The following is a 23560-nucleotide window of genomic DNA, read 5'->3' on the forward strand; positions in this document are numbered from 1 at the left end:
TGGGGCGTGATCGCAACGGTCGGCTGTTGCCGCAGATGTGGGGCGATTCCTGCCGAAATCAACGCCCGGCGGCCAGGGCTTCGTCCATCAGGGCCTGGGGCACCGGCATCAACCGGGGGCCGTCGGTCCAGACCAGGGCCGCCTCGACCGCACGATCGGGGTACAGCCGCCCGAGCACGGCGATATAGACGGCCAACTGCAGAACATAGGCGGGATCAGCGTTCTCGATCCGGTCGGGGGCCGGACGATTGGTCTTGTAGTCAACCACCAGCACGCGCTCGGGGGTGATCACCAACCGGTCGATCCGGCCGGAAACCGTGACCCCCGGCGGTAGGCCGGGGGCCCCGCCGGTCAGGGCCACCTCGGCGCGGGAGCCGGTCCCGAACACCGGGGCGAAGCGGGGGTCGTCCAGTACCGTGAAGGCGGCGTCGATCATCTCGCCGCGCTGGGCCGCGTCGAGGTCTGGCTCGCGCGCCAGCATGCGCACGGCTGCGTTGGCCCGGGCGGCGGCGTCGATTTCGGGCAGACGCTCCAGCAACCGGTGGATCAGATCTCCCCGACGGAAGCGGCCGAGCGGTGCGCCCGGCCCGGCGGTGGTGGCCAGCGGCGACGGGGCGGGGATGCGCACGGTCTCGTCCATGCGCGAGGGTGAGGCGTAGCGGGCAGAGGCCTCGGCCGGAGGGCGGGTGAGGGCCCAGGCGGGGGCCGCGCCGACGGTGGCGCCGGCCGCAGTCTGGGGCGGCAGGATCTGCGGATCGACACCGTAGCGCAGGGTACCGTCGTCCAGTTCGTGCGTGAGGCCCGCCTCGGTCAGACGGTCGAAGGTTTCGGTGACGATCGCCCACCAGCTGCCGGCTTCGGGGCCGCGCGTGCCGGCGCGACCCATGATCACCAGCCGGTCACGGGCCCGGGTCAGAGCCACATAGAGCAGGCGCAGGGTCTCGTCGTCGGCGCGTTTGGCCCGGGCGTCGCGGGCCTCGGTCGAGGCGGGACAGTCGTCGCCCGACCTGCCCGGACACATCAGCCAGGCCTCGCCGCCGTCAGGCAGGGCGACCGGCATCAGCGACGGGCCCTGCGGCTTGGCTCTGGCGGTGGTGTCGGGAAGGATGACGATCGGGGCTTCCAGCCCCTTGGCCCCGTGTACGGTCATGACCCGGACCTCGTTGCGCGCCCCTTCCAGCTCGCGCTTGACCTCGACGTCGGCGGCCTCAAGCAGGGCCACGGCGGTCTCGAGGTCAACGCCGCCGCGATCCTCGGCCGAGAGGATCTGGGCCAGGGTCTCGTCGATGGCTTCCTCGGCCTCGTGGCCCAGCCGGGCCAGGATGCGGGCGCGACCGGAACGGCCGGTGTCGTCGACGCGGTTCAGCAGGGTCGAGAAGAAGGCGAAGGGATCGCGCTCGCGGGCGTCCAGGGCTGCCTGCAGCAGGTCACGGGCCCGTCTCCACGACGGATGTTCCTCGGCGCGGGCGCACAGTTCGCGCCACAGGCCGCCACGCTTCTCGCGTCCGGCCAGGGCGTAGAGGCTGTCGTCGGGACCGAAGTCGGGCACGTCGCAGAAGGGACTGCGCAGGATACCGGCGAGGCTGAGGTCATCGTCCGGGAACAGGGCGAACCGGGCCAGGGCGACCAGATCGTCGAAGACGATATGGCTGGACAGTTTCAGCCGGTCGGCCCCGGCGACGGGCACGCCGGCCGTCTTCAGCGCCCGGATGATTTCCTCGAAGGTGGCATCACGTCGCCGCACTAGCACGAGGAAGTCGCCATAGTCGCAGGGCCGCAGGGCCCCGGTCCTGCGGTCGTGGACGGCGGATCCGGCCAGGACCTGGGCGCGGATGTTGCGGGCCAGGCGGGCGGCCAGCTGTTTGCGCCCGCTGACCACACTCTCCTGATCGACCGGATCGTCCCAGGCGTCGCGCTCAGCCGCCTTTTCGTCGGAAAACAGCGGGATCAGATCGACCGTGCCCTGATGATCGACCCGGGTGGCGGTGTGGGTCGGGATGGCGGCCACGTCCTCGCCGACGAGGGCGGTCTGACGGTCGAAATCGTCGAACAGTTGATCGACGAAGCTGAGGACCTCGGGGGTCGAGCGCCAGGATTTGGCCAGTTCGACAGCCTCGAATTCCCCGCCGCTGCCACGCACCAGGGCGTCATAGACCTGGGACTCGCGCCGCAACCGTTCCGGCCGGGCCCCCTGGAAGGAGTAGATCGACTGCTTCTCGTCGCCGACGGCGAAGACGGTGCGGCCGTCCGGCTCTCCCGCAAAGAATTCCCCGGTCAGGGCGCGGACGATGGCCCACTGGTCGGGGGCGGTATCCTGGGCCTCGTCGATCAGGACATGGGCGATGCCGCCGTCCAGCTTGTACAGCACCCAGGCCGCGGTCGAGCGTTGAGTCAGCAGGTCGACCGTGCGAGCCACCAGGTCGGCGAAGTCCAGCGCCCCTCGGGCGGCCTTGGCGGTTTCGTAGAAGGCCGCGTGGGCCCGGGCCAGGGTCAGCAATTTGATCGTGTCGTCGGCGATCTTCGCCGCGCGCAGACTGTCGCGGGCGGACAGGTATTTGAGCTGGAGGGTGGTCAGATAATCGACCGCCACGGACGGGGCCGATCTGGTGCCCATCTTCGCGCGCGGATCACCGGCCCCAGTCAGGAAGACGTGGCCGAGGTCGGCGAAGGTCCAGCCCGGCGGGGACGCAGCCCGCATGGCTTCGGCCCGCTTCTGGTCGTTGGTCGAGCCGGTGGCCATGGAATCCGCGGTGTGCCGCCATTCGGCCGGATCGAGCCCGCCGAGGAAGTCAGCCTCGATCTGGTCCGGCGAGGAGTCGGGATCGGCTCCGGTCAGGGCGTGGGGGCCGGGCATCTGGCCGGATTCGACCCCGTCGACATAGGCCAGCAGCTTGGCCCGATCGGACTCGATCATGGCCAGCAGGGACTGGAAGCCGTCCCAGTGCAGCTCGATAGCGAAATGGCTGTAGGCCTGTCCGATCGGTCCCGCGGGATCGCGGAAGGCGGCCAGAGCCAGATCCTCGCGCGCCTCGCGCGTCAGGGCCAGCGCGGCCTCGTTCTCGAGCACGGTGAAGCGGGGTGAAACCCCGGCCTCGAGCGGGAAGCGCCGCAGCAGCTTTTCGCAGAAGGCGTGGATGGTCTGGATTTTGAGCCCGCCGGGGGTTTCCAGAGCCCGGGCGAACATGCGCCGGGCCGAGGACAGGTCGGCCGGCGACAGACCCGACGGATCACGCCCGTCCAGCTCGGCCAGCGAGTTCGACAGGGCGGCGTCATCCATCACCGCCCATTTGCCCAGGGTCTCGAACAGCCGGGCCTGCATCTCGGCGGCGGCGGCCTTGGTATAGGTGACGCACAGGATTTCACCGGGCGTGGCTCCGCCCAGCAGCAACCGGGCCACGCGGTTGACCAGGGTGGTGGTCTTGCCCGACCCGGCATTGGCGGTGACGAAGACCGAGCGGCCGGGATCGGCGGCGCGGGCCTGATAGTCGATGTCGGCGGAGACCGTCATTCGCCGTCCTCCGTATCGTCGCCGACGACGTGCCATTCCCAGACCCGGGCCAGATGGTCGTAGTTGCCGCCGAAATTGCCCATGAATTGGGGCGCGGCCCAGCTGACATAGGGGGTGGATTCGCGGTCGAACCGGGCCACGCGGCGCTGCAGCCCCTCGAGGGCGGCACGGGCCAGGTCAGCGGCCTCCAGCCCGGCGGCGCGCACGGCGACCTCACCCGGCTTGCGACGGCCGACGACGCGGACATAGGTCAGTTCCTCGGGCTCAACCGGACCGTTGGTGTCGGTGAAGCCGCCGTCGGCGAGGATGGCGGCGGTCAGGGTCAGCTGCGGCGCGAAGCCGGTCTTGACCTGTCTGGCCGAGGGCGCGGCCCCGGTCTTGAAGTCGATCACGGCTGCGCCGGTGGCTCCCAGTTCGATACGGTCGGCATAGGCCTTGAGGGTGAAGCGGCCGCCGGGCGCGTCGAAGCCGGACTCGCCCTGCTGCTCGATCAGCAGGGTGATACCGCGGGCCCGGCGCTCCGCTTCAAAGCCGGTCAACCAGCGGGCGCAGTTGCGGGCCAGCGGGGCCTCGCGGGCCATGGCGGCATCCTCGAATCCGTGGGCGGACAGTTCCTCCAGCAGCAGGCTGTGAAGCCGGGCCTCGGCGTCGTCGGGCAGGGTGTCGGGGAAGGCCTCGGTCATCCGCTCAATGGCCTTGTGCACGGCATTGCCGCGCGCCATCGCCTCGGCCTCGGCACCGGGGCGTTCCAGCTTGTCCAGCCCCAGCACCCAGCCGGCATAGACGGCATAGGGGTCGCGCACCCAGCGTTCGATACGGGTGACATAGAGGCTGCGCGGACGGCGCGCGACCGGAGGGCGTGGCTCGGGACGTCGGGCATATTGCGGCGGCCCGGACGGTGGCGCGTCCAGCGCCCGCGCCTGGGACAGGGCCAGCACCGGACGCTCCAGCACCACAGGCGTGGCCTCGGCATTGGCCCCGCGGGTCAGCATCTCCAGTCGCCACAGCCAGCGTGACTTGACCGCCGGCTGACCACCGCGCCGGTCGGCGTGGATCAGGACAGCCTCGTCGGCGCAGGCGGCCTGGACGAAGTCCTGGGCGGTCTGGCCGAGGCGGCGCTCGGGCGGGGGCAGGCCCAGGGTCTTGCGCATCGGCCGCGACAGGAAGGGGTCGACCGGAGCAGCATTGGGCCAGGCCCCTTCCTCCAGACCGGCCAGGATCATGCGGTCGGCGCGCACTAGTCGGGCCTCGATGGCCCCGAGGATGCGCAGGGACGGATGGGTGGCTCCGCCGGTGCGCACGGTCTCGTCGCGCAACAGGCCGTGGACCAGATCGGCCAGGTCGGTGCGGCTGACCTCGCCGAGGGCGTCCCCCCCGGCGATCAACGCGGCCATCAGGGCAGCGGCGGCCTCACCGTCGGGTCCGGCCCAGACCGACTGACCGGTCAGGGCCTCGACCAGACCGGTCAGGGCGCGCGCGGCGTCGTCCAGCGGGGCGGTGTTGTTGAAGGGCGTTCGCGCCGTGCCGATCAGGGTCTCGAGCCGGTCGGTCAGGGCGGTGGCTGTGGTCAGCCGGGCCTGTATCCAGTCGGGCGCGGGTTTGCCGCCCCGGCGCGGCTGGGCCGCGGCCAACAGACGCTGGCGGACCATGGCCCAGTCGCGGGGGCGGGGCCCGCGCAGGGCGTGCAGCTCCAGGGCCGTGGCAGCGTCGGGGTCGATACCGCACAGCGGATGTTTGACCAGCGCCAGCAGGGTCTGGGGCTTGAGCGGGTCGGCGAGGAAGCGGGCGCACAGGTCGATCAGCACCCCGGCGGGCAGGCGCAGCAGCGGCGCGCCGGACGAGGAGTCGGCGATCACGCCCCAGCGTTCCAGCCGGGCGGCGACGCGGCGGCCGAGGCCGAGATCGGGGGTGACCAGGGCACAGGTACGACCGGGGATTTCGAGCGTCTCACGCATCATCAGGGCGATGGTGGCGGCCGCGTCCTCTTCGGTGCGGACGGTGACCACCGACAGCCCCTGCAGCCCTTCAGCGATCGGGTCGGCGGCCTGTCCGGCGGTGGCGGCGGTGGCGCGGATGCGGGCGATCTCGCGGCGCCAGTCGTCGGTGGCCCCGGCCGGGCGCAGGGCCTCGTTGAGCAGGCGTTGGCGGGCCAGACCGCGCGACTCGCGCACGGGGTCGAGCGGCGGCTGGAACCAGGGGCGGACGGATTCGCGCGAAACCCCGGCGCGGTCGAGCAGCCGCCACAGGGCGTTCTGCGGATGCTGTTCCTCGGCCCCCAGGGCGGCCCAGACGGTGGCGTCGAGATCGCGGTCGAGGCCGGGCAGGACGACACAGCCCTGCGGGGCCGCGGCGACGGCGCGCAGCACGTCGGCGGCGGCGGGGGCGGTGCCGGTCGAACCGGCGGCGATGACGGGGCCGGTGGGTGGGTTTTCGCTCCAACGTTCGGCCAGCAGGCGCAGCAGCCGGGCCCGTCGCCAGGCCGGATCGACCAGACCCAGTTCGGCCAGTCGCTCGGGCCAGGCCTCGACGGCGAGACCGAGGAATCGGGCCGAATCCTGCCAGTGTTCGGCCAGATCGCCCTCGACCAGATGGGCGACGCGGCCGGGGTCCTCGACCTCTTCCAGCTGGCAGGAATCGAGAAAGCTGCCCAGCGCGTCGGCCATCTCCAGCGCGCGCAGGGGTTTCAGCCCCGGCTCAAACCGGTCGGTGATCATCCGAGCCATCTCGAACCGGCGGGTCAGCGGGGCGATGGCGGGCGGCAGGTCCAGACCCAGTTCACCGGGGGCGAAAGGGGCCTCGTCCTCTTCCAGATCGCCGAGCGGCCGGACCTGGGGCAGCAGGACCGGACGGTCGCCGCCCAGCCGCGACAGGGCGGCGGTAAAGGCGCGGGCGGCGCGGCGGTTGGGCAGCAGCAGGGTGGCGTCGGACAGGGTCTCGGGTGGCTGGTCGCCCAGCCAGGCCAGCACTCCGGCGGCGAGGTCGTCGAGAAACGGTCGGTGCGCGGGAATGGCGTACCAGCGGGAGGTAGTTCCGGAAAATGGATCGAAGACGGCGGTCATGCGCCCGGCGGTTCGGTGGCCAGTTTGGCCTCGGCGGCGTCGCGGGCCTGCGGGTCGCCGACATGCATCCAGTCGCCGTCCAGCACGCAGCCGTACAGCCGGCCGGCGGCGGCCGAGGCGCGCCACAGGGGGCTGAGGGAGAAAGGCCCCTCGGGACCGCCGTCGGCGTAGTCGGGCCGGGTGATGTGCACGCCCATATAGGCGAAGGGGGCTTCGGCTGCGTCGCCGCGGAAGGTCAGGCGGCCATCGTCGGCGAGGAAGAAATCACCGCCGCCCTCGAAGCCGATCGACCCCTCGCGCCGGGTCAGCAGCAGGACGGCGTCCATCCGTTCGGAATCCCACAAGCGGGCCAGGTCGCCGAGCGCATCGCCGCGGTCGGTCCAGACACTGTCGATATTGGCGACGAACACCGGATCGGGGCCGAGCAGGGGGGCGGCCTTCTTCAGGCCGCCGCCGGTTTCCAGCAGTTCGGCGCGTTCGTCCGAGATGGCGATGGCCGGGCCACGACCGCGTGCCGCCAGATGCGATTCCAACCGGTCGGCGAACCAGTGGACGTTGACCACGGCGCGGTCGACTCCGGCGTGGGCCAGCCGGTCGAGCACATGGTCGATCAGGGACTGTCCGGCCAGATCGACGAGGGCCTTGGGCCGGTCGTCGGTCAGCGGGCGCATGCGGGTGCCGAGGCCGGCGGCGAGGACCATGGCTGTCTTTGGAACGGTCATCGGCGGCTGGCCTCCGGCACGTGGCGATCGAACCAGGCGGCGACGCCCTCGAGACCCGGTGCTTTCAGATTGGCGTTCAGATGGGCCCACATGCGCGGCATGAAGGCGCGGTAGCGGGGCTTGCCGTCGCGGGCGATCAGCCGGGCGAAGATGCCGAGGATGCGGGCTTCGTTGACGGCGGCCAGACCGGCATAGGCCTGCAGGAACTCAGCGCGGTCGATCTCGGGACGCAGGGCGAAATAGTGGTCCAGCGCCAGCCGTTCGAGGTCGGGTGAGACATCGCGGCGGGCGTCCTGCAGCAGGGAGTGCAGGTCCCAGGAGGGGTGGGCGCGGACGGCGTCCTGGAAGTCGATCATCCCGGCCCGGGCCGGACCGGCGCGGCCGGGCAGCCAGATCAGGTTCTCGGCGTGATAGTCGCGATGGGCCATCACGGTCGCCCCGGCGGCACCCGCCCTGACGACCGGGCCCCAGGCGGCATGCCATTCGGCCACGGCGGCGCCGTCGAAGCTCAGGGCCGGGTCGAGTTTGGGCAGCCAGTCGACGAACAGATCGGCCCCACCCTGCAGGGCCGTCTCGTCATAGGGCAGCAGCGGCCAGTCTCCGGCGGGCCCCTTCAGGACCTCGGGAGTGGGTGCGGCATGGATGCGCGCCAGGGTCTCGACCGCGGCCAGATAGAGGGGGGCTTCGTCCGCCCCCCGATCGATGGCGTGGGCGAACAGGTCGTCACCGAAATCCTCGAGCACAGCCAGACCGGCGGGGGCGTCGAGGGCGACGATGTCGGGGGCCGACAGGTCCAGCGCGCGCAGGTGGGCGGCGACGGCGGCGAAGGCCTCTATCCGCCCGGCCGACAGACGGGCCACGGCGTTCCAGCCCTCGGCCCGGCGGCGCTCGGGCGACCATGTCGGGTCGCAGGGCGCGCTCTCTGCGGCGGGCGGCTGGTCCATCAGCATCAGGGAACTGCCGGCCGTAGTGGTCAGCCGCTCGTAGCGCCGGGTCGAGGCGTCGCCGGGCAGGGGCGCGCGCACGGCGGCCGCGAGGCCGGACGCCTTGAGGAAGTCGAGACGCTGGTGTTCGCGGTCAGACATGGACATCGGTGAGTTTGGCTTCCCATGAGCCTGCGCCGGAAACGGTCGCAAGGCGACCGTCGACGCCGTCGAGGCTCTGTTCGGACAGGGTGATGGTCAAAAGGTCGGAGCCCAGCATGGCGGCAGGATCGTCGCCGAGTCGTTCGGGCCATTCGATCAGGGCGCAGCCCTCGTCGAGGGCCTCGTCCAGACCGATCTCGAAGGCTTCTTCCGGCCGGGTCAGGCGGTAGAGGTCGAAATGGGCCACCGGCGGGTCGCTGTCGTAGAACTGGACCAGGGTGAAGGTCGGCGACGGCACATCCTCATCGGGCGTGGTCAGGGCCCGGATCAGGCCACGCGCCAGGGTCGACTTGCCCATGCCCAGCGGGCCGTACAGCAGCACCGCATCGCCGGGGGCCAGCAAGGGGGCGATGGCCGCGCCCAGACGGGCGGTGGCGGCGGCGTCGGACAAATCGATCCTCATGCGAACTCGGCATCCGGCTGATGGGCCAGAACCCGTTCGGTGAAGGTCTTCAGCGCCAGCGTGGCCTCGACCGGGTCGGCGGACAGTCTGGCCGGATCGACCGGGCGGCCGACATGCAGGCGGTAGGCCTTGCCCTGCTTGTTCAGCAGCTCGTGGAACAGGGTGATGTCGCGCAACTCGTCGGAAATGCGGTGGAACAGGTGGAACAGATGCGAGCGCGGTCCGGCGACGTGGATCGGCACCACCGGGGCGGCGTATTTGCGGGCCAGGGAGGCCGCAGTGGCAGCCCATTCGGGATCAGACAGCGCCCCGTCCGGACCGACGCGCGAGATGCGTCCCGCCGGGAACAGGACGATGCAGCGTTCGGCTTCGAAGGCCGTCCTGGCAGCCAGCAGGGTCAGCCGGGTCTTTTCGCGGGTGCGTTTGCTCACGACCCATTCGACCGGGATGACGGTCTCGAACAGGCGTGGCGCGACTCGCAGCGCGTCGGCATTGGCGAAGAAGATGGCGTCGGGCCGGCGGCGGCTGACCGCGTCATGGACGGCGATGCCGTCGGCGATGCCGGTCGGATGGTTGCAGACCACGACACAGCGGCCGGTGGCCGGGATACGATCGAGATTGAGCGCGTCGACCTCGAGATCCAGCAGGCGGGACATGTGGCCGAAGGCGTCCAGCCCCGACAGCGGCCCTACGGCGTCGGCCATGGTGCGGGCGTGGCGATAGCCCAGCAGCCGGTAGAAGAAGGGGCGCAGCGCCGGCCAGAATACGGACCTGGTCAGCCGGGGCGCGCGCTCGGCGATCAGCACATCGCAGATGTGGGCGTCTGGCGCGATTATGGGGGGAACGGGCTGCATACAGACTGGTTGTCGCCGGTCGTGGCGCGGCGGGCAAGCGGTCCGTGCGGGTTCGGTGCGATGGCCGCCCGGCATTGACGTATCCGGGACGGGTGCTACCCCTGCGCACCGGATCTGTGACCGATGCCAAGGATATCCTGCATGCGCCGTCTGCCCCTCCTGCTTTCCAGCCTCAGCGCCGCCGCCCTGTTGAGCGCCGCCGCCCTGCCCGCCATGGCCGAGGCTCCCGCCGCCGCTGCGGTGCCTGCGGCTGCGAACGCTGTCGCCGACAATCATTCGGCCTTCACCTATCGCGACATGATCGGCCTGAACCGGTTGGGCGACCCCCAGGTGTCCCCGGACGGTGCGTGGGTGATCTATTCGGTCACGGCGACCGACGTCGAGGCGAACCGCCGGTCCGGTAGCCTCTGGATTCGTCCGGTCGATGATGATGGTGCCCCGCGCCGCCTGGCGATTTCCGACGGTGGAGCCAATACGGCGCGCTGGGGCTCGGACAACCATATCTATTTCCTGTCGAGCCGGTCCGGTTCCAGCCAGGTCTGGCGGGCCGAGGCCGACGGCACCGGTGCGATGCAGGTGACCGATCTGCCGGTCGATGTGAACGCCTATCGGCTGAGCCGGGCCGCCGACAAGCTGGTGATGTCACTGGCGGTGTTCCCGGACTGCGCCGATCTGGCCTGCAGTGTTGAGCGTGCCCAGGCCGAGGCCGAACGCCAATCGACGGGACGGGTCTATGACCGCATGTTCGTGCGGCACTGGGACACCTGGAACGACGGGACCCAGAACCACCTGTTCACCCAACCCATTGCGGCCGACGGTCATGCCAGCGGCGACCCGGTCTGGGTCAGCAAGGGCTTCGACGGGGACACGCCGTCCAAGCCGTTCGGCGACGAGAGCGAATTCACCTTCACGCCCGACGGCGACGCGGTGGTGTTCTCGGCCCGCGAGGCCGGTCAGAGCGAACCGTGGAGCACCAATTTCGACCTGTGGCGCACCAACGGCCTGTCGGGTGACGGGGTGTTCGAAAACCTGACCGAAGCCAACCATGCCTGGGACACCGGGGCGGTATTCTCGCCCGACGGGCGGACCATGGCCTATCTGGCGATGTCGCGGCCGGGCTTTGAGGCCGACAAATTCGGCGTCTTCCTCAAGGATGTGGCCAGCGGCCAGACCCGTCAGATCGCCGCCAACTGGGACCGGTCGCCCGGCGGCCTGCAGTGGGGCCCCGACGGCAATACGCTGTATGCGACCGCCGGAGATGTCGGCCAGACCCGAATCTTCGCTATCGACACGCGCAACGGTGCAGTGGTGCCGATCACCGGGCCCGGACATGTGTCCAGCTTCGGCCTGACGCCTTCGGGCATCGTCTTCGCCCGCGATGCGCTGGATGCGCCATCGGACCTGTATTTCAAGACCTATCGTGGCCGCGAGATGCCGCGTCGTCTGACCAATGTGAATCCATCGCTGGACGACAAGACCTTCGGCGAGGCCGAGCAGTTCACCTTTGACGGCTGGAACGGCGAGACGGTGCACGGCTATGTGATCAAGCCCGCCGGCTATGTCGAAGGCCGCAAATATCCCGTCGCCTTCCTGATCCACGGGGGACCGCAGGGCTCGTTCGGCAACAGCTGGTCCTATCGCTGGAACCCGTCGAGCTATGCCGGAGCCGGCTATGCGGTGGTGATGATCGATTTTCACGGCTCGACCGGTTACGGCCAGGCCTTCACCGACTCGATCAGCCAGCACTGGGGCGACCGCCCGCTGGAAGACCTGCAGAAGGGCTGGGCCGCGGCCCAGACCCGGTACAGCTTCCTCGACGGTGACAATGCCTGTGCGCTCGGCGCGTCCTACGGCGGCTATATGATCAACTGGATCGCCGGCAACTGGCCCGACGAGTTCAAATGTGCGGTCAACCATGACGGGGTGTTCGACACCTTCAGCATGGGCTTCGCCACCGAGGAGCTTTGGTTCACCGAGTGGGAAAACGGCGGCACGCCGTGGGACAATCCCCGCGCCTATCAGGAATTCAATCCGGCCAACCACGTCCGAAACTGGAAGATGCCGATGCTGGTGGTCCAGGGCGAGCTGGACTATCGCATCCCGACCGCGCAGGGCCTGTCGACCTTCACCGCGCTGCAGCGGCGCGGCATAGACAGCCGGCTGCTCGTCTTCCCCAACGAGAACCACTGGGTGCTCAAGCCGCAGAACAGCCTGCAATGGCACAATGAGGTGTTCGGCTGGCTGGACAAATACCTGCGCCCGGCTGACTGACCCGGCGCAACAGCCTATCCATGAGACGGGACGCGGAGCGATACCGTGTCCCGTTCTGGTGTCGGAGTCCCGGGCTTGCCAGCGTCGGTTGAAGCCAAAGTGGTCCGTCAGGCGTTGATGGGTTTCCGCCGGAGACGATCACGTGGCCAAACCCCTGGACTGGAAGTCCCACTGGAGCGCCGTGCGCGAGCGCGCGCTGATTCCCGCCGGGGCCCGGGTCCGGGGCGGCTACGCCTGGATTCAGAACAATGATCCGGTCTATCGCGCGCTTCGGTCCCCCGGCCGGGCGGAGATCTGGGCCGCGAGTGTCGCGTTGTTGCTCGTCGTCGCGACAGTGGTCTTTCTGCTGCTGTTCGACTGGAACTGGCTGCGTGGACCGATCGGGCGCTGGGCCTCGACCACCTATGACCGCGAGATCGAGCTGAACGGCGACCTGGACGTCAACCTGTTCAGCTGGACGCCGTCGGCCCGGGTGCGCGACCTGCGCATCGGCGGGCCGGACTGGGCGTTGGCGCGCGACACGGTTCAGGTCGAAGATCTGCTGGTGATGGTGCAGATGCGACGCCTGTTCGTCGGGCAGATCGAGATGCCGCTGCTGTCGATTATCAGGCCCAATGTGGTGCTGATCGCCGACAAGGAGGGCCGCACCAGCTGGACCCTGCATCCGGACCGGCCGGACGACGGCCAGGGCATGAAGCTGCCGCCGATCCACCGGCTGATCATTACCGACGGCAAGCTGTCGCTGGACGAACAGCGACGCAATGTGAAGCTGGAGGCAACGGTCAGCGCGCGCGAGGGCTCGGACGAACAGGCCGGATTTCACCTTCAGGGCGACGGCACCATCAACGGCACACCCCTGACCCTGACCGTGCGCGGGGGGCCGTTCATCAATATCCGTCGCGACCACCCCTACGACTTCATCGCCGAGCTGTCCGGGGTCAATTCGCGGCTCAAGGCCGACGGCGCGATCACCCGACCGTTCGATCTGGGTCAGTTCAACGCCACTCTGAGCCTTGAGGGGCGGGACATGGCGGACCTGTATCTGCTGACCGGGATCACCCTGCCCAATACGCCGCGCTATCGCCTGAGCGGGGCGTTGAGCCGCGACGACGCCCTGTTCCGGTTCAAGGATTTCAGCGGCCGGGTCGGCTCTTCGGACCTGTCGGGCGATATCAAGGTCGACAAGGTCGGGGACCGGCGTCGGGTCGAGGCGATGCTGCACTCGCAGTCGCTGGATATCGCCGACCTGATGACGGTGCTGGGCGCGCAGCCGCAGGTCAGCGCCGGTGGCACCACGGTGACCTCTGGAACGCCGGGTCGTCTGCTGCCTGACGCCCCGCTGCAGACGAGCCGCCTGCGGGCGATGGACGGCACGCTGAGCTATCGCGCGGCCTCGGTGAAACGCAACGATCTGGAAATCCGCCGGGTGCGGCTGGATGCCGGGCTGGACGGGGGGGTGCTGAAGCTGGATCCGGTCGCCTTTACCTTCAGTCGCGGCGAGTTGAACGGGACGGCACGGATCGATGCGCGCAAGGACGTACCCTACAGCACGGTCGATTTCCGACTGTCCGGCTATCCGCTGGAATCGATCATCCCCGCCCGCAACGGCGCGCCGACGGTCACCGGACTGGCGCTGGGCCGGGCCAGATTGGAAGGGCCGGGAGCCTCGGTCCACGACCTGGCGGCCAACGCCAAGGGTACGGTCAGCCTGGTCGTGCCGCAGGGGCAGATCCGCAAGGCCTTCGCCGAATTGCTGGGTATCAATGTCGGGCGGGGTCTGAGCCTGCTGCTGTCGGGTGACCGGTCGACGACGGATATTCGCTGCGCGGTGGCGGATTTCGACGTGGTCGGGGGGACCGCCACGGCCAAGACCTTCGTCATCGATACAGACGTGGTGCTGGCCAAGGGAACGGGCACGATCAATCTCGGGTCCGAAACCATGAACCTGCGCATCGACGGGGAAACCAAACAGCCGCGCCTGCTGAGGGTGTGGGCCCCGATCACGGTCAGGGGTCCGCTGGTCGCGCCGAAGCTGGGCGTCGACGGGGCGGCGGTGGCCGGACAGGTCGGACTGGCCGGCGTGATTGCCGCGCTCGTCAATCCGCTGGCGGCGATCCTGCCCTTCATCGATCCGGGTCTGGCCGAGGATGCCAATTGCGGGGCGCTGGTCGCCGGGGCGCGATGATCCGGAGATTTGAGCCAATTTGTCGTTTCATGCGTATCTAGCCGCATTGACCCTTCGACTGACGAGATCGCATGACCCGTAGAGGATTCCTCGCCCCCGCGCTCGGTGCGCTGGTCACCGCCTGTTCGCCGCTGGGACTGCTGAACCAGTTCGGCCCGCGCGATGCCGGGGTGCGCCGGGTGGCGCAGGACCTTCCCTATGGCGATGATCCGCGCCAGCGCTTTGATCTGCATGCGCCGGTGAACACCGGGGGCCGCCCCCTGCCGACTCTGGTCTTCTTCTACGGCGGAGGCTGGGATTCCGGGACGCGGACCGTCTACGCCTGGGCGGCCCAGGCGCTGGCGGCGCGTGGATTCGTGGTGGCGGTACCGGATTACCGGCTGGTACCGGACGTGCTGTTCCCGGCCTTCATCGAGGATGCGGCGGCGGCCACGGCGGCGGTGGCGACGGCGGTCGGCGACCATGGCGGCGATGCCGGGCGGCTGGGCGTGATCGGCCATTCGGCCGGGGCCCATCTGGCGATGATGATCACGCTGGACCGGCGCTATATGGCCGCGGTCGACCGTCCGGCGTTGATCCGCGCCGCCGCGGGCCTGGCCGGGCCCTATGAGTTCCTGCCGTTCGACGTGCCGGCCTCGGTCAATGCCTTCGGACGGGCCCCGGATCCGACCCTGACCCAGCCGGTGACCTTTGCCCGGGCCGACGCCCCGCCGCTGTGGCTGGGTCACGGCACCGCCGACACGGTGGTGCACGATGACGACACGGTGATCCTGAACGACCGGATGCAGGCGCTGGGCGGGCGGTCGGAGGCGCATCTCTATCCGGGGCTGGACCATGCCGGGATGATCGCGACCTTCTCGCCGCTGTTCCGCAAGAAGGCCGCGGTGCTGGATGACGTCACCCGCTTCTTCAGCCGGGAACTGGCCTGACGCCCGGCAAGCGCCGCCGTCTCGCCAAGGTCACGAACTTCCGCTAGTGGAGGTCATGACAAAAGCCATGACAGCCCAGGCGGCACTGGACCGCCTCGAAGCCCACTACAATCAATCGGTCGCCAACCTGCGGGACGCGGTTCGCACCTTTCTCACCACCGGCGAGCGCCCGACGCCCGAGGCCCGGGCGACCGGCCTGTTCGCCTATCCGAAGCTACGGGTCAGCTGGTTCGGCGAGCGGCTGGAGGTTCAGCCGATCCGCGCCTATGCCCGGCTGTCGCGGCCCGGCATCTATTCAACCACGGTGACCCGGCCCGACCTGTTCCGCACCTATCTGGAAGAGCAGCTGACGCTGCTGGAACAGGACTATGGTGCCACCTTCGAGGTCGGGTCGTCGGAGCAGGAAATCCCCTTCCCCTATGTGCTGGACGGTTCGGACGTGGTGCTGGACCGCAGCCAGACCGCGACTATCGCCCGCTATTTCCCGACCACTGATCTGGCCAATATCGGCGACGAGGTCTCCGATGGTCTGTTCGATCTGACCGGGGACTTTCCGCTGTCGCAGTTCGATGCCCTGCGCACCGATTTCTCGCTGGCGCGGTTGCGCCACTACACGGGCACCCCGGTCGAGGACGTTCAGTCCTACATCCTGTTCACCAACTACCATCGCTATGTCGACGAATTTGTCCGCTGGGCCTGTGTCCAGCTGGCCGATCCGGATAGTCCGTACGAAACCCTGTCCTGTTCCGGGGGCGTGGTAATCACGCGTGACAATCCGGACCCCGAACTGGCGGTGATGGACACGGCCTCGCGCAAGCACCAGATGCCCGCCTATCACCTGACCGCGCCCGGCTGGAACGGCATCACCCTGGTCAATATCGGCGTCGGCCCGTCGAACGCCAAGACGATCTGCGACCACCTGGCGGTGACCCGGCCGCACGCCTGGATGATGATCGGTCACTGCGGCGGTCTGCGCCCCAGCCAGACCATAGGCGACTATGTGCTGGCCCACGCTTATCTGCGTGACGACCATGTGCTGGACGCGGTGCTGCCGCCGGACATTCCCATCCCGTCGATCGCCGAGGTGCAGCGCGCCCTCTATGACGCGGCCAAGTCGGTCAGCGGCGCGCCGGGCGAGGAGGTCAAGCGTCGCCTGCGCACCGGCACGGTGGTCACCACCGACGACCGGAACTGGGAGCTGCGATATTCCAAGTCGGCGCTGCGCTTCAACCAGAGTCGGGCCGTGGCCATCGACATGGAGAGCGCCACCATCGCCGCCCAAGGCTATCGCTTCCGGGTGCCTTACGGGACGCTGCTTTGCGTGTCGGACAAGCCACTGCATGGCGAGATCAAGCTGCCGGGGCAGGCCAACCGCTTTTATGAGGGGTCGATTTCCGAGCATCTGCAGATCGGCATCCAGGCGGTCGACCTGCTGCGGGCCGAGGGCGACAAACTGCATTCCCGCAAGTTGCGCGCCTTTGACGAGCCGCCGTTCAGATAAGCGGTTTGCGCAGCAGATAGAGGCTGAAATCGACAAAGTCGTTGCCGAACTCGAACGTGATCTTCACCCGGTCAGCTGCCGCCCGGACGGCGGCGGCCTCGGGAGCGTCCGGATGTTCGGCCAGCCAGGCGCGGGCCTCCCGATCCGCCGTTCCGATATAGTGGTCCATTGCCGCCTGCGGCGAAATCCCGGCGCTGACGACCTCCAGTCCGGCGGCACGGGCGGCCTCATGGGTGCCCTCATGGGTCGTGAAACGATTGGTCAGTTCGAAGATCTGACGCACCGGTACCGGCGGCTCCGCGGTCCAGATCAGGTCGCCCCATAGCAGCCAGCCGCCTGGCTTCAGGTGACCGGCAAGGGCCGCGAGGATGGCGGCGGGTTCGAGCTGACCATCCCCGACCGGATCGGTGGTTCCCGTGGCGACGATCAGGTCCAGCGGGGCGATGTCAGCCAGCACTGCGCCCGAGGATGTCTGGCGCAGACGGATGCGGTTCGCCGCCGCAGACGCGGCGATACGGCCGCGCGCAATGTCGGCCATGGCCGGGTCCAGTTCGACGGCGGTCACCTCCAGGCCGAACGCTTCGGCCAGCCGGACGGCGATAGCCCCGTTGCCGGTCCCGATGTCCAGGGCACGGGCTCCGGGGCGCAGGCCGGTGCGGGCCACGGCGGCATCGACCGTCGGCATGTCGAGCGGGTTGCAGACCTCGAGCGCGGCATAGGCGAGGCAGTGATAATTGATCGATGAGGCCATGGCCGGACGCTACGACGGGGGAGGTCATCTCGCCATGTGAAAAGTGCTTTACAATGCAAAGTAACGGTGGCACTGTGACGGTGAACAGGAGGTGACGACCATGACCAATGACCAGATGAAATCCGTCCACGAGGACATCGCCTATATGCGGGCCCTGGCCCACGAGGGGAAACATGCACCGCTGCTGGCGGGGCCGATACTCGTCACCGCTGCCTTCGTCTTCGGCATCGCCAACCTGGGTCAGTGGGCCCTGCTCAGCGGCGTGATCACCGCCAGTCCGTGGGCTCCGCTCTGGCTCTGGATCGGCGCGGGTGTGGTGTTCACCCTGGCGCTGTTGATGTTGATCGGTCGGATGAAGGGCAAGCCTGGCTGCAACTCGGCCGGCAACCGGGCGGTGGGAGCCGCATGGTCGGCCGTCGGCATCGGCATCTTCGCTACCTGGCTGGGACTCATGGCCATGGGGTTCAAGACGGGCAACTGGTCGATGATGAACGTCATGCCCATCGTCGTCTTCGTCGCCTACGGCTCAGCCTGGATGATCGCAGGGGCCATGACGGGTGTGCGCTGGATGACGGCCGTCGCCGTGCTGTCTTTCGCCGGTGCCATCGCCGTGGGCTGGTTTGCGGATGGAGCGGGCCTCTATCTGGTGTTCACCGCAGTGCTATTCCTGGTTGCTTTTGTTCCCGGGTTGATTCTGATGCGGCAGGAACCGTCGGAGATCGTCTGATGGCGGACGATTTCGATATCAACCTGATTGATGACGTCATTCATGGACGCATCCGACTGGGCATCATGGCCTATCTGTCCGGGGCCGAATCCGCCAACTTCAATGAACTGAAAGCGCGTTTGCAGACCACGGACGGTAATCTGTCGGTGCATCTGCGCAAGCTGGAGGACGCCGGATTCGTGGCGGTGACCAAGACCTTCCAGGGCCGCAAGCCGATGACCCGGGCAAGCATGACCGACACGGGACGCACGGCCTTCGTCGCCTATCTGGACGCCATGTCCGGACTGGTTGCCGACCCGGGGTGACCCCATAGGTGGCCGGTGGTTCCAAGCGGACCACCGGCGGTCTATGCAGGAGCGATGAGCAGCCGCATCCTCCGCTTCGACGCCCTCGACAATTTTCGTGACTACGGGGACTACGCGACCGCGGCGGGTGCGCGGGTCCGGCCGGGCCGCCTGCTGCGCTCCGCCCATCATGCGCGATTGAGCCCCGCCGATCTGGCGCGGTTGGCGGCGCTGGACATCGGGACCGTGGTCGATCTGCGCCGGCCGGTGGAACGGACGAACCAGCCGTCGCGGCGACCGGACGGCTTCGGTGGCACGGTGATCGAGAGTGATCTGGATGCCGTCGGTGAGGCCCCGCACATCACCTTCCTGAAGACTGCCGACCTGACGCCCCAGTCCGGGCGGCGCTTCATGACCCAAACCTATCGCAAGCTGCCGTTCGCCGATGCCCACCTCGACCTGTTCAGCCGCTATTTCCGCGCCTTGGCCGACAGCGACCGGCCGGTTCTGATCCATTGTGCGGCGGGCAAGGACCGGACCGGCGTGCTGGCGGCGCTGACCCATCATCTGCTGGGTGTCGAGCACGACGACATGGTCGAGGACTATCTGCTGACCAATGTGGCCGTGGACCTGGAGGCGCGTGCGCCGGCCATCGCCCGTCAGCTGGAAGCCATGACCGGCCGCCCCGCCGCCCATGACGCCGTCGTGGCCTTCATGGGGGTAGAGCCCGCCTATCTGGAGGCCGCCTGGGCAGCGATCGACGAACGCTACGGCTCGACCGACGCTTACCTGGCCGAGGCGCTGGGGGTCGATGCGGCGCTGCGCGACCGGATCGGCGCGCGCCTGTCGGCATGACCGTCCCGCTCCGCGCCAGCCATGCGCGGGACCGGCCGTGGAGTGAGCCCCTGGCCGTGGCCGCCGGGCTGAGGAATCGGGACGGATCCCTGGCGCTGCTGTCGGACGGTGGGCCACTGGGTCGCTGGTCGTGGGTCGCTTGTGATCCGGATCGGGTCCATGTCGGGCCGGTCGAGGCTGCGGCCCCGTTCGCCGCCCTGCGACGACCCGAATTCGCCACCGGGACCGTGGGGCTGGTCAGCTATGACGCGGGTGCCCGCCCGGCCACTGGCGCGCGCACCGAAGTCTGGCCGGACCTGATGCTGGCCCGCTATCCGGCGATGCTGGGGTTCGATCACCAGACGCGTCGGGTGCGGGTCATCGGGCGCGGCGTCGATGCAAAGGCGGCCGAAGCGTCCGCCGATGTGGCCGAGGGCTGGCTGGCGGACGCGAGCCAGCCGCCGGTACCGGTCGCCCCAGCGCTGGATTTTGTCGCCGAAACCCCTGATCCGGCCTATCGCGCGGCGGTGGCGGATGTGGTCGCGCGGATCGCCGCCGGAGAGCTGTTCCAGGCCAATATCGCCCGGGCCTGGCAGGGTGAACTGGCTGCGGGAGCCGAACCGTTCGATGTGATGCTGCGCCTGGCCGGGACCCGGGCCGCGGCCTACGGGGCCTACTGGCGGCTGGGGAACCGGGCGCTGGTATCCAATTCTCCCGAGTTGTTCCTGGCCTTTGAGGCCGGGACCGGGCGCATCGAAACCCGCCCGATCAAGGGTACCCGGTCACGCGATGGCGACCCGGATCGCGACGCGGCGCTGGCGCGCGAACTGCAGGCCAGCGCCAAGGACCGGGCCGAGAATCTGATGATCGTCGATCTGATGCGCAACGACCTGTCCCGCGTGGCCCGGCCGGGCACAGTGCGGGTCGAGCGCCTGTTCGAGATCGAAACCCTGCCGACCGTGCATCATCTGGTGTCGACGGTGACCGGGGCGGCGGGTCCGGACGTCAGCGCTGCCGATCTTCTGGAGGCAACCTTCCCGCCGGGCTCGATCACCGGAGCCCCCAAACATCAGGCGATGAAGGTGATCGCGGGCCACGAGCCGCCGCGTGGACCCTGGTGCGGTTCGCTGTTCCGGATCGATGAGGACGGCGGGCTGACGGCCTCGGTCCTGATCCGGACCGCGAGCTTCGAGCGGCGTGAGGGCGTCTGGCGCTACCGCACCCTGGCCGGGGCCGGCATCGTCGCCGACAGTGACCCGGAGTCCGAGCTCCAGGAAACCACCGCCAAGATCCGGGCTCTGCGCGAAGCCCTGGTCGGCGATCAGTTGGTGTAGCCGACCTTGTCGACGGTTCGCGGACGCAGATAGTAGGTCTGGCTGAAGCGGGTGACCGACGGCATCAGATAGTCGACCGGCGAGTCATAGTCATAGGTCGCCTCGGTCATGATGACGCTCTCGCCGTTTTCGATCAGACCGTCGGGAATGACCACCGTGCTGCCGGCGTTGCGAGCGGCCATGCCCGAGGCCTGGCTCCAGTCGACCTTGACCACGCCGTTGGTGTCGCGGGTCAGGCTGGAGGCGCGCTGTTTCAGGGGCGTACTGGAAAAGGGCTTCATCACCAGGTCGCCGACCCTGAACATGTCCGTCATCTGGCTGGATCTGATCGAGTCACTCTGGGCCACCAGGTCTGCGACCACGGCCGAGACGTGGCCCATACGCTTCTGGGCCATATAGCCTTGGCAGAATTCAGCGAGGCCGAAATAGAAGGCGATCATGACCGGGGCCAGCAGGGCGAATTCGACCGCTGACACGCCGCGCGGATCGTCGCGCAGCCGGGCGAACAGGGATTTGCGCCGGGCGGCCATCAGATGAACGGCTCGTTGCGGAACACGGCGGTCGAGGTGAGGTAGGCCGAGCCATCCTTCAACCGCGAAAGACCTTCGTTCATGAACGGGGTGACCAGCGGCTGCTTGTACCAGACGCGGATCAGCATGGTGCTGCCGGCGGTGCCGTCGTCGTAACCCAGATCGCTCGTCTGGAAGCTGCCGGAGGCCATGGGGTCGGGCGGGTTCGGCGTGCTGAAGTTTGGAATAACCCGGACATCGACGGTCGCCCGTGCGTTGCAGTCGGCCTGGAAAATGCTCATCCGGCCGCACAGGGAGGTCTTGAACTGTTCCGCCGTCATCCCCGAGTTCTCGGCCCGACCGGTGCGGATCAGCCGCGAGGTTTCGGCCGTGGCGTTCTCGAGGACCGAGTCGATGACAAAGACCAGGCCCAGCTCAAGGATGGCGAACATCATGAAGAAGAAGGGCAGGGCGACCATGGCGAATTCAACCGCCGTCGACCCGTCCCGGGCGCGCCAGAAACCGGTGCGCCGGCGGCGGCCGGGTCGGGACGGAGCGGTCGGGCGGGTCATGGAGACAGTCGCTCCGGCGTTCAGGGGGTCGGGGTCGCGCGCACCGAGGGCGAGCAGGACGAGGCGCAGGCCATTTCGGTGGCCTGACCACCACGCCAGACACGGACCTGGCCCGAACCGCTGCCGGCGGTGACGACCACCTGACTCTGGAAGACGGTGCGCCCGATGCTGTCGACAGCGACGATCTCGGTCACGCCATAGCCCTTGCCGGTGATGTAGAGGGTGTTGGCGTCGACGACGGTGACGTCGGCGATCTGCGGGTTACCGACAATCACCGAACCGGCCGGACCGCTCAGCTGGACCCGGGTCGACTGGTCGATGCCGACGTTCAGGGGTTGCGCCTGGGCCAGGGTGATCCCCGGCAGGGCAAGGACGGCGACGGCCAGAACGGCCAGCCGGGCGAGGGGGCGTGTGGCGACGGATCGGGACATGGCGGCGGGGTTCCACTTTATCGAGGGCGCGCGCGAGGCGACGCGGCCGAAGGTGCCTGCCAAACCTCAATAAAGTCTGAAATGGACCATCGGTATAGTAAACGCAGTGTAACCAAAAACAGGTAGAGTTTTCGTGGGCACTTTACTCGACTTTAATCAAGCTAGGGCATTGTTGGAATGTAAGTAGGGGTCAAGCGGGCAAACCGATGGCTCTCCTGGTGGAAATCGACTGCTCGCTCAAAGAAGGATACTGACCATGACAAATTTTGTTTCGCGCTTCATTTCGGATGAATCCGGCGCCACGGCCATCGAATATGGCCTGATCGCTGCCCTGATTGCCGTCGTGATCATTTCGGCCGTGACCGCTCTCGGTTCGACGATCAAGGAAAAGTTCAATGCCGTCGTGACCGGCATGGGCGGAACCGCCGGCGCCTAAGGCACCGACCAACGTCTTGAAACCGGGAGGGCCGGAGCGGAAACGCTCCGGCCCTTTCGCTTGTCGGGCCTGGTGATGATTTTGAGTAAAAGTTCAGTAACCACGCCTGGCGACCCGACCTTAACCCACATGGGGGATGGTGATCCTGCGTTTTGGGGGTCAGGCGGGCTACCGGCTCCCCCGCCAGTTGCTCGCTTCACTTCCCTTTTAAGGAAAATCCAGATGACCAAGTTTGTTTCGCGTTTCATGTCTGACGAATCCGGTGCCACGGCCATCGAGTATGGCCTGATCGCTGCCCTGATTGCCGTCGTGATCATTTCGGCCGTGACCGCGCTCGGCTCGACGATCAAGGAAAAGTTCAATGCCGTCGTGACCGGCATGGGCGGAACCGCCGGCGCCTAAGGCACCGACCAACGTCTTGAAACCGGGAGGGCCGGAGCGGAAACGCTCCGGCCCTTTTGGCGTCCGGTGCCGGGCCGAAACCCCGCTTTAACCGGCGCGCGTGCACAAGGGTCCCATGGACACCCTGACCCTGCTCCTGCTCAGCATTCTTCCGGCCCTGGCCATTACGGCCGGGCTGAAGGACCTGATCAGCATGACCATCCCGAACTGGATTTCGGGCGTCCTGGTCGTCGGGTTCTTTCCGGCGGCGCTGGCGGTCGGCCTGGCTCCCGTGGCAATTGGTATCCATGTCGGGATAGCGATCGCCGCCCTGTTCGTCGGGGCCGGAATGTTCGCCCTGCGCTGGATCGGCGGCGGTGACGCCAAACTGATCGCGGCCGCCTGCCTGTGGCTGGGTGTGACCGGTTCGGGCATGTTCCTGCTGTGGACCGGACTGGTCGGAGGGCTGTTCTGTGCGGTTCTGATCTTCGCCCGCTTCTATTCCCGTCCCTATTTGATGGGGGCGCCCGGCTGGGTGGTTCATCTGATGGAGCCCCGCGGCGACATCCCCTACGGCGTCGCCATCGCGATCGGGGCCTTGATGGCCTATCCGTCCAGTGCGCTGCTCGAGAGCTTTTCGGCCGGCCTGTGACCCGGTTCGGCCCCGCATACGGGCCAGGGCAGGCTTAGGGGCACGTTAACCCGCGCGCTTCATGGTCATTAA

At 68.3% G+C, this 23560-nt stretch carries 21 protein-coding genes; 11 read left to right on the forward strand and 10 right to left on the reverse strand.

Annotated features, from left to right (window positions below; all coding sequences use genetic code 11):
- Positions 1-58 precede the first annotated feature (58 nt).
- The 6 genes from addA to AAC067_RS07290 are packed head-to-tail and all read right to left on the reverse strand — an operon-like array spanning position 59 to position 9691.
- Complete coding sequence (gene addA / locus AAC067_RS07265) at positions 59-3508, reverse strand: double-strand break repair helicase AddA (RefSeq protein WP_339931015.1); 3450 nt, start codon at positions 3506-3508, stop codon at positions 59-61.
- On the reverse strand, positions 3505-6567 hold the full coding sequence (addB, locus tag AAC067_RS07270; RefSeq protein ID WP_339931017.1) for a double-strand break repair protein AddB: 3063 nt from the start codon (positions 6565-6567) through the stop codon (positions 3505-3507). The genes addA and addB overlap by 4 nt, the downstream gene beginning before the upstream one ends.
- Positions 6564-7289, reverse strand: a complete 726-nt coding sequence (murU, locus tag AAC067_RS07275) for an N-acetylmuramate alpha-1-phosphate uridylyltransferase MurU (protein ID WP_339931019.1) — start codon at positions 7287-7289, stop codon at positions 6564-6566. Before murU ends, addB begins: the two co-directional genes overlap by 4 nt.
- Positions 7286-8374, reverse strand: a complete 1089-nt coding sequence (amgK, locus tag AAC067_RS07280; protein ID WP_339931713.1) for an N-acetylmuramate/N-acetylglucosamine kinase AmgK — start codon at positions 8372-8374, stop codon at positions 7286-7288. Before amgK ends, murU begins: the two co-directional genes overlap by 4 nt.
- Complete coding sequence (tsaE, locus tag AAC067_RS07285) at positions 8367-8837, reverse strand: tRNA (adenosine(37)-N6)-threonylcarbamoyltransferase complex ATPase subunit type 1 TsaE (RefSeq protein WP_339931021.1); 471 nt, start codon at positions 8835-8837, stop codon at positions 8367-8369. The genes amgK and tsaE overlap by 8 nt, the downstream gene beginning before the upstream one ends.
- Positions 8834-9691: a 1-acyl-sn-glycerol-3-phosphate acyltransferase gene (locus AAC067_RS07290; RefSeq protein WP_339931023.1), complete on the reverse strand. Its 858-nt coding sequence runs from the start codon at positions 9689-9691 to the stop codon at positions 8834-8836. The genes tsaE and AAC067_RS07290 overlap by 4 nt, the downstream gene beginning before the upstream one ends.
- Before the next feature lie 141 nt (positions 9692-9832).
- Here AAC067_RS07290 and AAC067_RS07295 point away from each other — a divergent pair, with 141 nt between their 5' ends.
- The 4 genes from AAC067_RS07295 (at position 9833) to AAC067_RS07310 (ending at position 16577) form a co-directional block, all read left to right on the forward strand.
- On the forward strand, positions 9833-11962 hold the full coding sequence (locus AAC067_RS07295; protein WP_339931025.1) for a S9 family peptidase: 2130 nt from the start codon (positions 9833-9835) through the stop codon (positions 11960-11962).
- A 142-nt stretch (positions 11963-12104) separates the two neighbouring features.
- Positions 12105-14147: an AsmA family protein gene (locus AAC067_RS07300; protein WP_339931027.1), complete on the forward strand. Its 2043-nt coding sequence runs from the start codon at positions 12105-12107 to the stop codon at positions 14145-14147.
- A gap of 71 nt (positions 14148-14218) precedes the next feature.
- Complete coding sequence (locus AAC067_RS07305; protein WP_339931029.1) at positions 14219-15076, forward strand: alpha/beta hydrolase; 858 nt, start codon at positions 14219-14221, stop codon at positions 15074-15076.
- Between the two features lie 55 nt (positions 15077-15131).
- A complete protein-coding gene (locus AAC067_RS07310; protein WP_339931031.1) occupies positions 15132-16577 on the forward strand; it encodes an AMP nucleosidase in 1446 nt (481 codons plus the stop codon).
- On the opposite strand, the gene AAC067_RS07315 is transcribed toward AAC067_RS07310, so the two are convergent.
- Positions 16570-17328, reverse strand: coding sequence for a class I SAM-dependent methyltransferase (locus AAC067_RS07315; RefSeq protein ID WP_339931033.1), 759 nt, complete (start codon positions 17326-17328; stop codon positions 16570-16572). The two genes, AAC067_RS07310 and AAC067_RS07315, sit on opposite strands and share 8 nt — an antisense overlap.
- Positions 17329-17428: 100 nt before the next feature.
- Here AAC067_RS07315 and AAC067_RS07320 point away from each other — a divergent pair, with 100 nt between their 5' ends.
- From AAC067_RS07320 to AAC067_RS07335, 4 genes are read left to right on the forward strand one after another with little or no spacing between them, the layout of a single operon-like run.
- Positions 17429-18055, forward strand: a complete 627-nt coding sequence (locus AAC067_RS07320) for a hypothetical protein (RefSeq protein WP_339931035.1) — start codon at positions 17429-17431, stop codon at positions 18053-18055.
- Positions 18055-18360, forward strand: a complete 306-nt coding sequence (locus tag AAC067_RS07325; RefSeq protein ID WP_339931037.1) for a transcriptional regulator — start codon at positions 18055-18057, stop codon at positions 18358-18360. The genes AAC067_RS07320 and AAC067_RS07325 overlap by 1 nt, the downstream gene beginning before the upstream one ends.
- Before the next feature lie 54 nt (positions 18361-18414).
- The gene (locus tag AAC067_RS07330; protein WP_339931039.1) at positions 18415-19194 is read left to right on the forward strand and encodes a tyrosine-protein phosphatase; all 780 of its coding nucleotides are present in this window, start codon (positions 18415-18417) and stop codon (positions 19192-19194) included.
- Positions 19191-20507 carry an anthranilate synthase component I family protein gene (locus AAC067_RS07335; RefSeq protein ID WP_339931041.1) on the forward strand — a complete coding sequence of 439 codons (1317 nt, stop codon included), beginning with the start codon at positions 19191-19193 and terminating at the stop codon, positions 20505-20507. Before AAC067_RS07330 ends, AAC067_RS07335 begins: the two co-directional genes overlap by 4 nt.
- On the opposite strand, the gene AAC067_RS07340 is transcribed toward AAC067_RS07335, so the two are convergent.
- From AAC067_RS07340 to AAC067_RS07350, 3 genes are read right to left on the reverse strand one after another with little or no spacing between them, the layout of a single operon-like run.
- On the reverse strand, positions 20495-21037 hold the full coding sequence (locus AAC067_RS07340; RefSeq protein WP_339931042.1) for a TadE/TadG family type IV pilus assembly protein: 543 nt from the start codon (positions 21035-21037) through the stop codon (positions 20495-20497). The two genes, AAC067_RS07335 and AAC067_RS07340, sit on opposite strands and share 13 nt — an antisense overlap.
- Complete coding sequence (locus AAC067_RS07345) at positions 21037-21588, reverse strand: TadE/TadG family type IV pilus assembly protein (RefSeq protein WP_339931044.1); 552 nt, start codon at positions 21586-21588, stop codon at positions 21037-21039. The genes AAC067_RS07340 and AAC067_RS07345 overlap by 1 nt, the downstream gene beginning before the upstream one ends.
- A gap of 20 nt (positions 21589-21608) precedes the next feature.
- Positions 21609-22019: a pilus assembly protein N-terminal domain-containing protein gene (locus AAC067_RS07350; protein WP_339931046.1), complete on the reverse strand. Its 411-nt coding sequence runs from the start codon at positions 22017-22019 to the stop codon at positions 21609-21611.
- Between the two features lie 256 nt (positions 22020-22275).
- Between AAC067_RS07350 and AAC067_RS07355 the strand changes: the two genes are divergently transcribed.
- From AAC067_RS07355 to AAC067_RS07365, 3 genes are all read left to right on the forward strand, one after another.
- Complete coding sequence (locus AAC067_RS07355) at positions 22276-22455, forward strand: Flp family type IVb pilin (protein WP_339931047.1); 180 nt, start codon at positions 22276-22278, stop codon at positions 22453-22455.
- Positions 22456-22677: 222 nt separating this feature from the next.
- Complete coding sequence (locus AAC067_RS07360; RefSeq protein WP_339931049.1) at positions 22678-22857, forward strand: Flp family type IVb pilin; 180 nt, start codon at positions 22678-22680, stop codon at positions 22855-22857.
- 115 nt (positions 22858-22972) lie between these two features.
- Positions 22973-23488 (forward strand): prepilin peptidase, encoded by a 516-nt coding sequence (locus tag AAC067_RS07365; protein ID WP_339931051.1) that lies wholly within the window; start codon positions 22973-22975, stop codon positions 23486-23488.
- Positions 23489-23560: the final 72 nt, after the last annotated feature.

Source organism: uncultured Brevundimonas sp. (genome assembly GCF_963977465.1).
Classification (GTDB): domain Bacteria; phylum Pseudomonadota; class Alphaproteobacteria; order Caulobacterales; family Caulobacteraceae; genus Brevundimonas.

Coding starts and splice junctions, on each gene's coding strand:
- addA (WP_339931015.1), bottom strand. CDS start 3,508: ATGACGGTCTCCGCCGACATCGACTATCAGGCCCGCGCCGCCGATCCC.
- addB (WP_339931017.1), bottom strand. CDS start 6,567: ATGACCGCCGTCTTCGATCCATTTTCCGGAACTACCTCCCGCTGGTAC.
- murU (WP_339931019.1), bottom strand. CDS start 7,289: ATGACCGTTCCAAAGACAGCCATGGTCCTCGCCGCCGGCCTCGGCACC.
- amgK (WP_339931713.1), bottom strand. CDS start 8,374: ATGTCTGACCGCGAACACCAGCGTCTCGACTTCCTCAAGGCGTCCGGC.
- tsaE (WP_339931021.1), bottom strand. CDS start 8,837: ATGAGGATCGATTTGTCCGACGCCGCCGCCACCGCCCGTCTGGGCGCG.
- AAC067_RS07290 (WP_339931023.1), bottom strand. CDS start 9,691: ATGCAGCCCGTTCCCCCCATAATCGCGCCAGACGCCCACATCTGCGAT.
- AAC067_RS07295 (WP_339931025.1), top strand. CDS start 9,833: ATGCGCCGTCTGCCCCTCCTGCTTTCCAGCCTCAGCGCCGCCGCCCTG.
- AAC067_RS07305 (WP_339931029.1), top strand. CDS start 14,219: ATGACCCGTAGAGGATTCCTCGCCCCCGCGCTCGGTGCGCTGGTCACC.
- AAC067_RS07310 (WP_339931031.1), top strand. CDS start 15,132: ATGACAAAAGCCATGACAGCCCAGGCGGCACTGGACCGCCTCGAAGCC.
- AAC067_RS07315 (WP_339931033.1), bottom strand. CDS start 17,328: ATGGCCTCATCGATCAATTATCACTGCCTCGCCTATGCCGCGCTCGAG.
- AAC067_RS07320 (WP_339931035.1), top strand. CDS start 17,429: ATGACCAATGACCAGATGAAATCCGTCCACGAGGACATCGCCTATATG.
- AAC067_RS07325 (WP_339931037.1), top strand. CDS start 18,055: ATGGCGGACGATTTCGATATCAACCTGATTGATGACGTCATTCATGGA.
- AAC067_RS07330 (WP_339931039.1), top strand. CDS start 18,415: ATGAGCAGCCGCATCCTCCGCTTCGACGCCCTCGACAATTTTCGTGAC.
- AAC067_RS07335 (WP_339931041.1), top strand. CDS start 19,191: ATGACCGTCCCGCTCCGCGCCAGCCATGCGCGGGACCGGCCGTGGAGT.
- AAC067_RS07340 (WP_339931042.1), bottom strand. CDS start 21,037: ATGGCCGCCCGGCGCAAATCCCTGTTCGCCCGGCTGCGCGACGATCCG.
- AAC067_RS07345 (WP_339931044.1), bottom strand. CDS start 21,588: ATGACCCGCCCGACCGCTCCGTCCCGACCCGGCCGCCGCCGGCGCACC.
- AAC067_RS07350 (WP_339931046.1), bottom strand. CDS start 22,019: ATGTCCCGATCCGTCGCCACACGCCCCCTCGCCCGGCTGGCCGTTCTG.
- AAC067_RS07355 (WP_339931047.1), top strand. CDS start 22,276: ATGACAAATTTTGTTTCGCGCTTCATTTCGGATGAATCCGGCGCCACG.
- AAC067_RS07360 (WP_339931049.1), top strand. CDS start 22,678: ATGACCAAGTTTGTTTCGCGTTTCATGTCTGACGAATCCGGTGCCACG.
- AAC067_RS07365 (WP_339931051.1), top strand. CDS start 22,973: ATGGACACCCTGACCCTGCTCCTGCTCAGCATTCTTCCGGCCCTGGCC.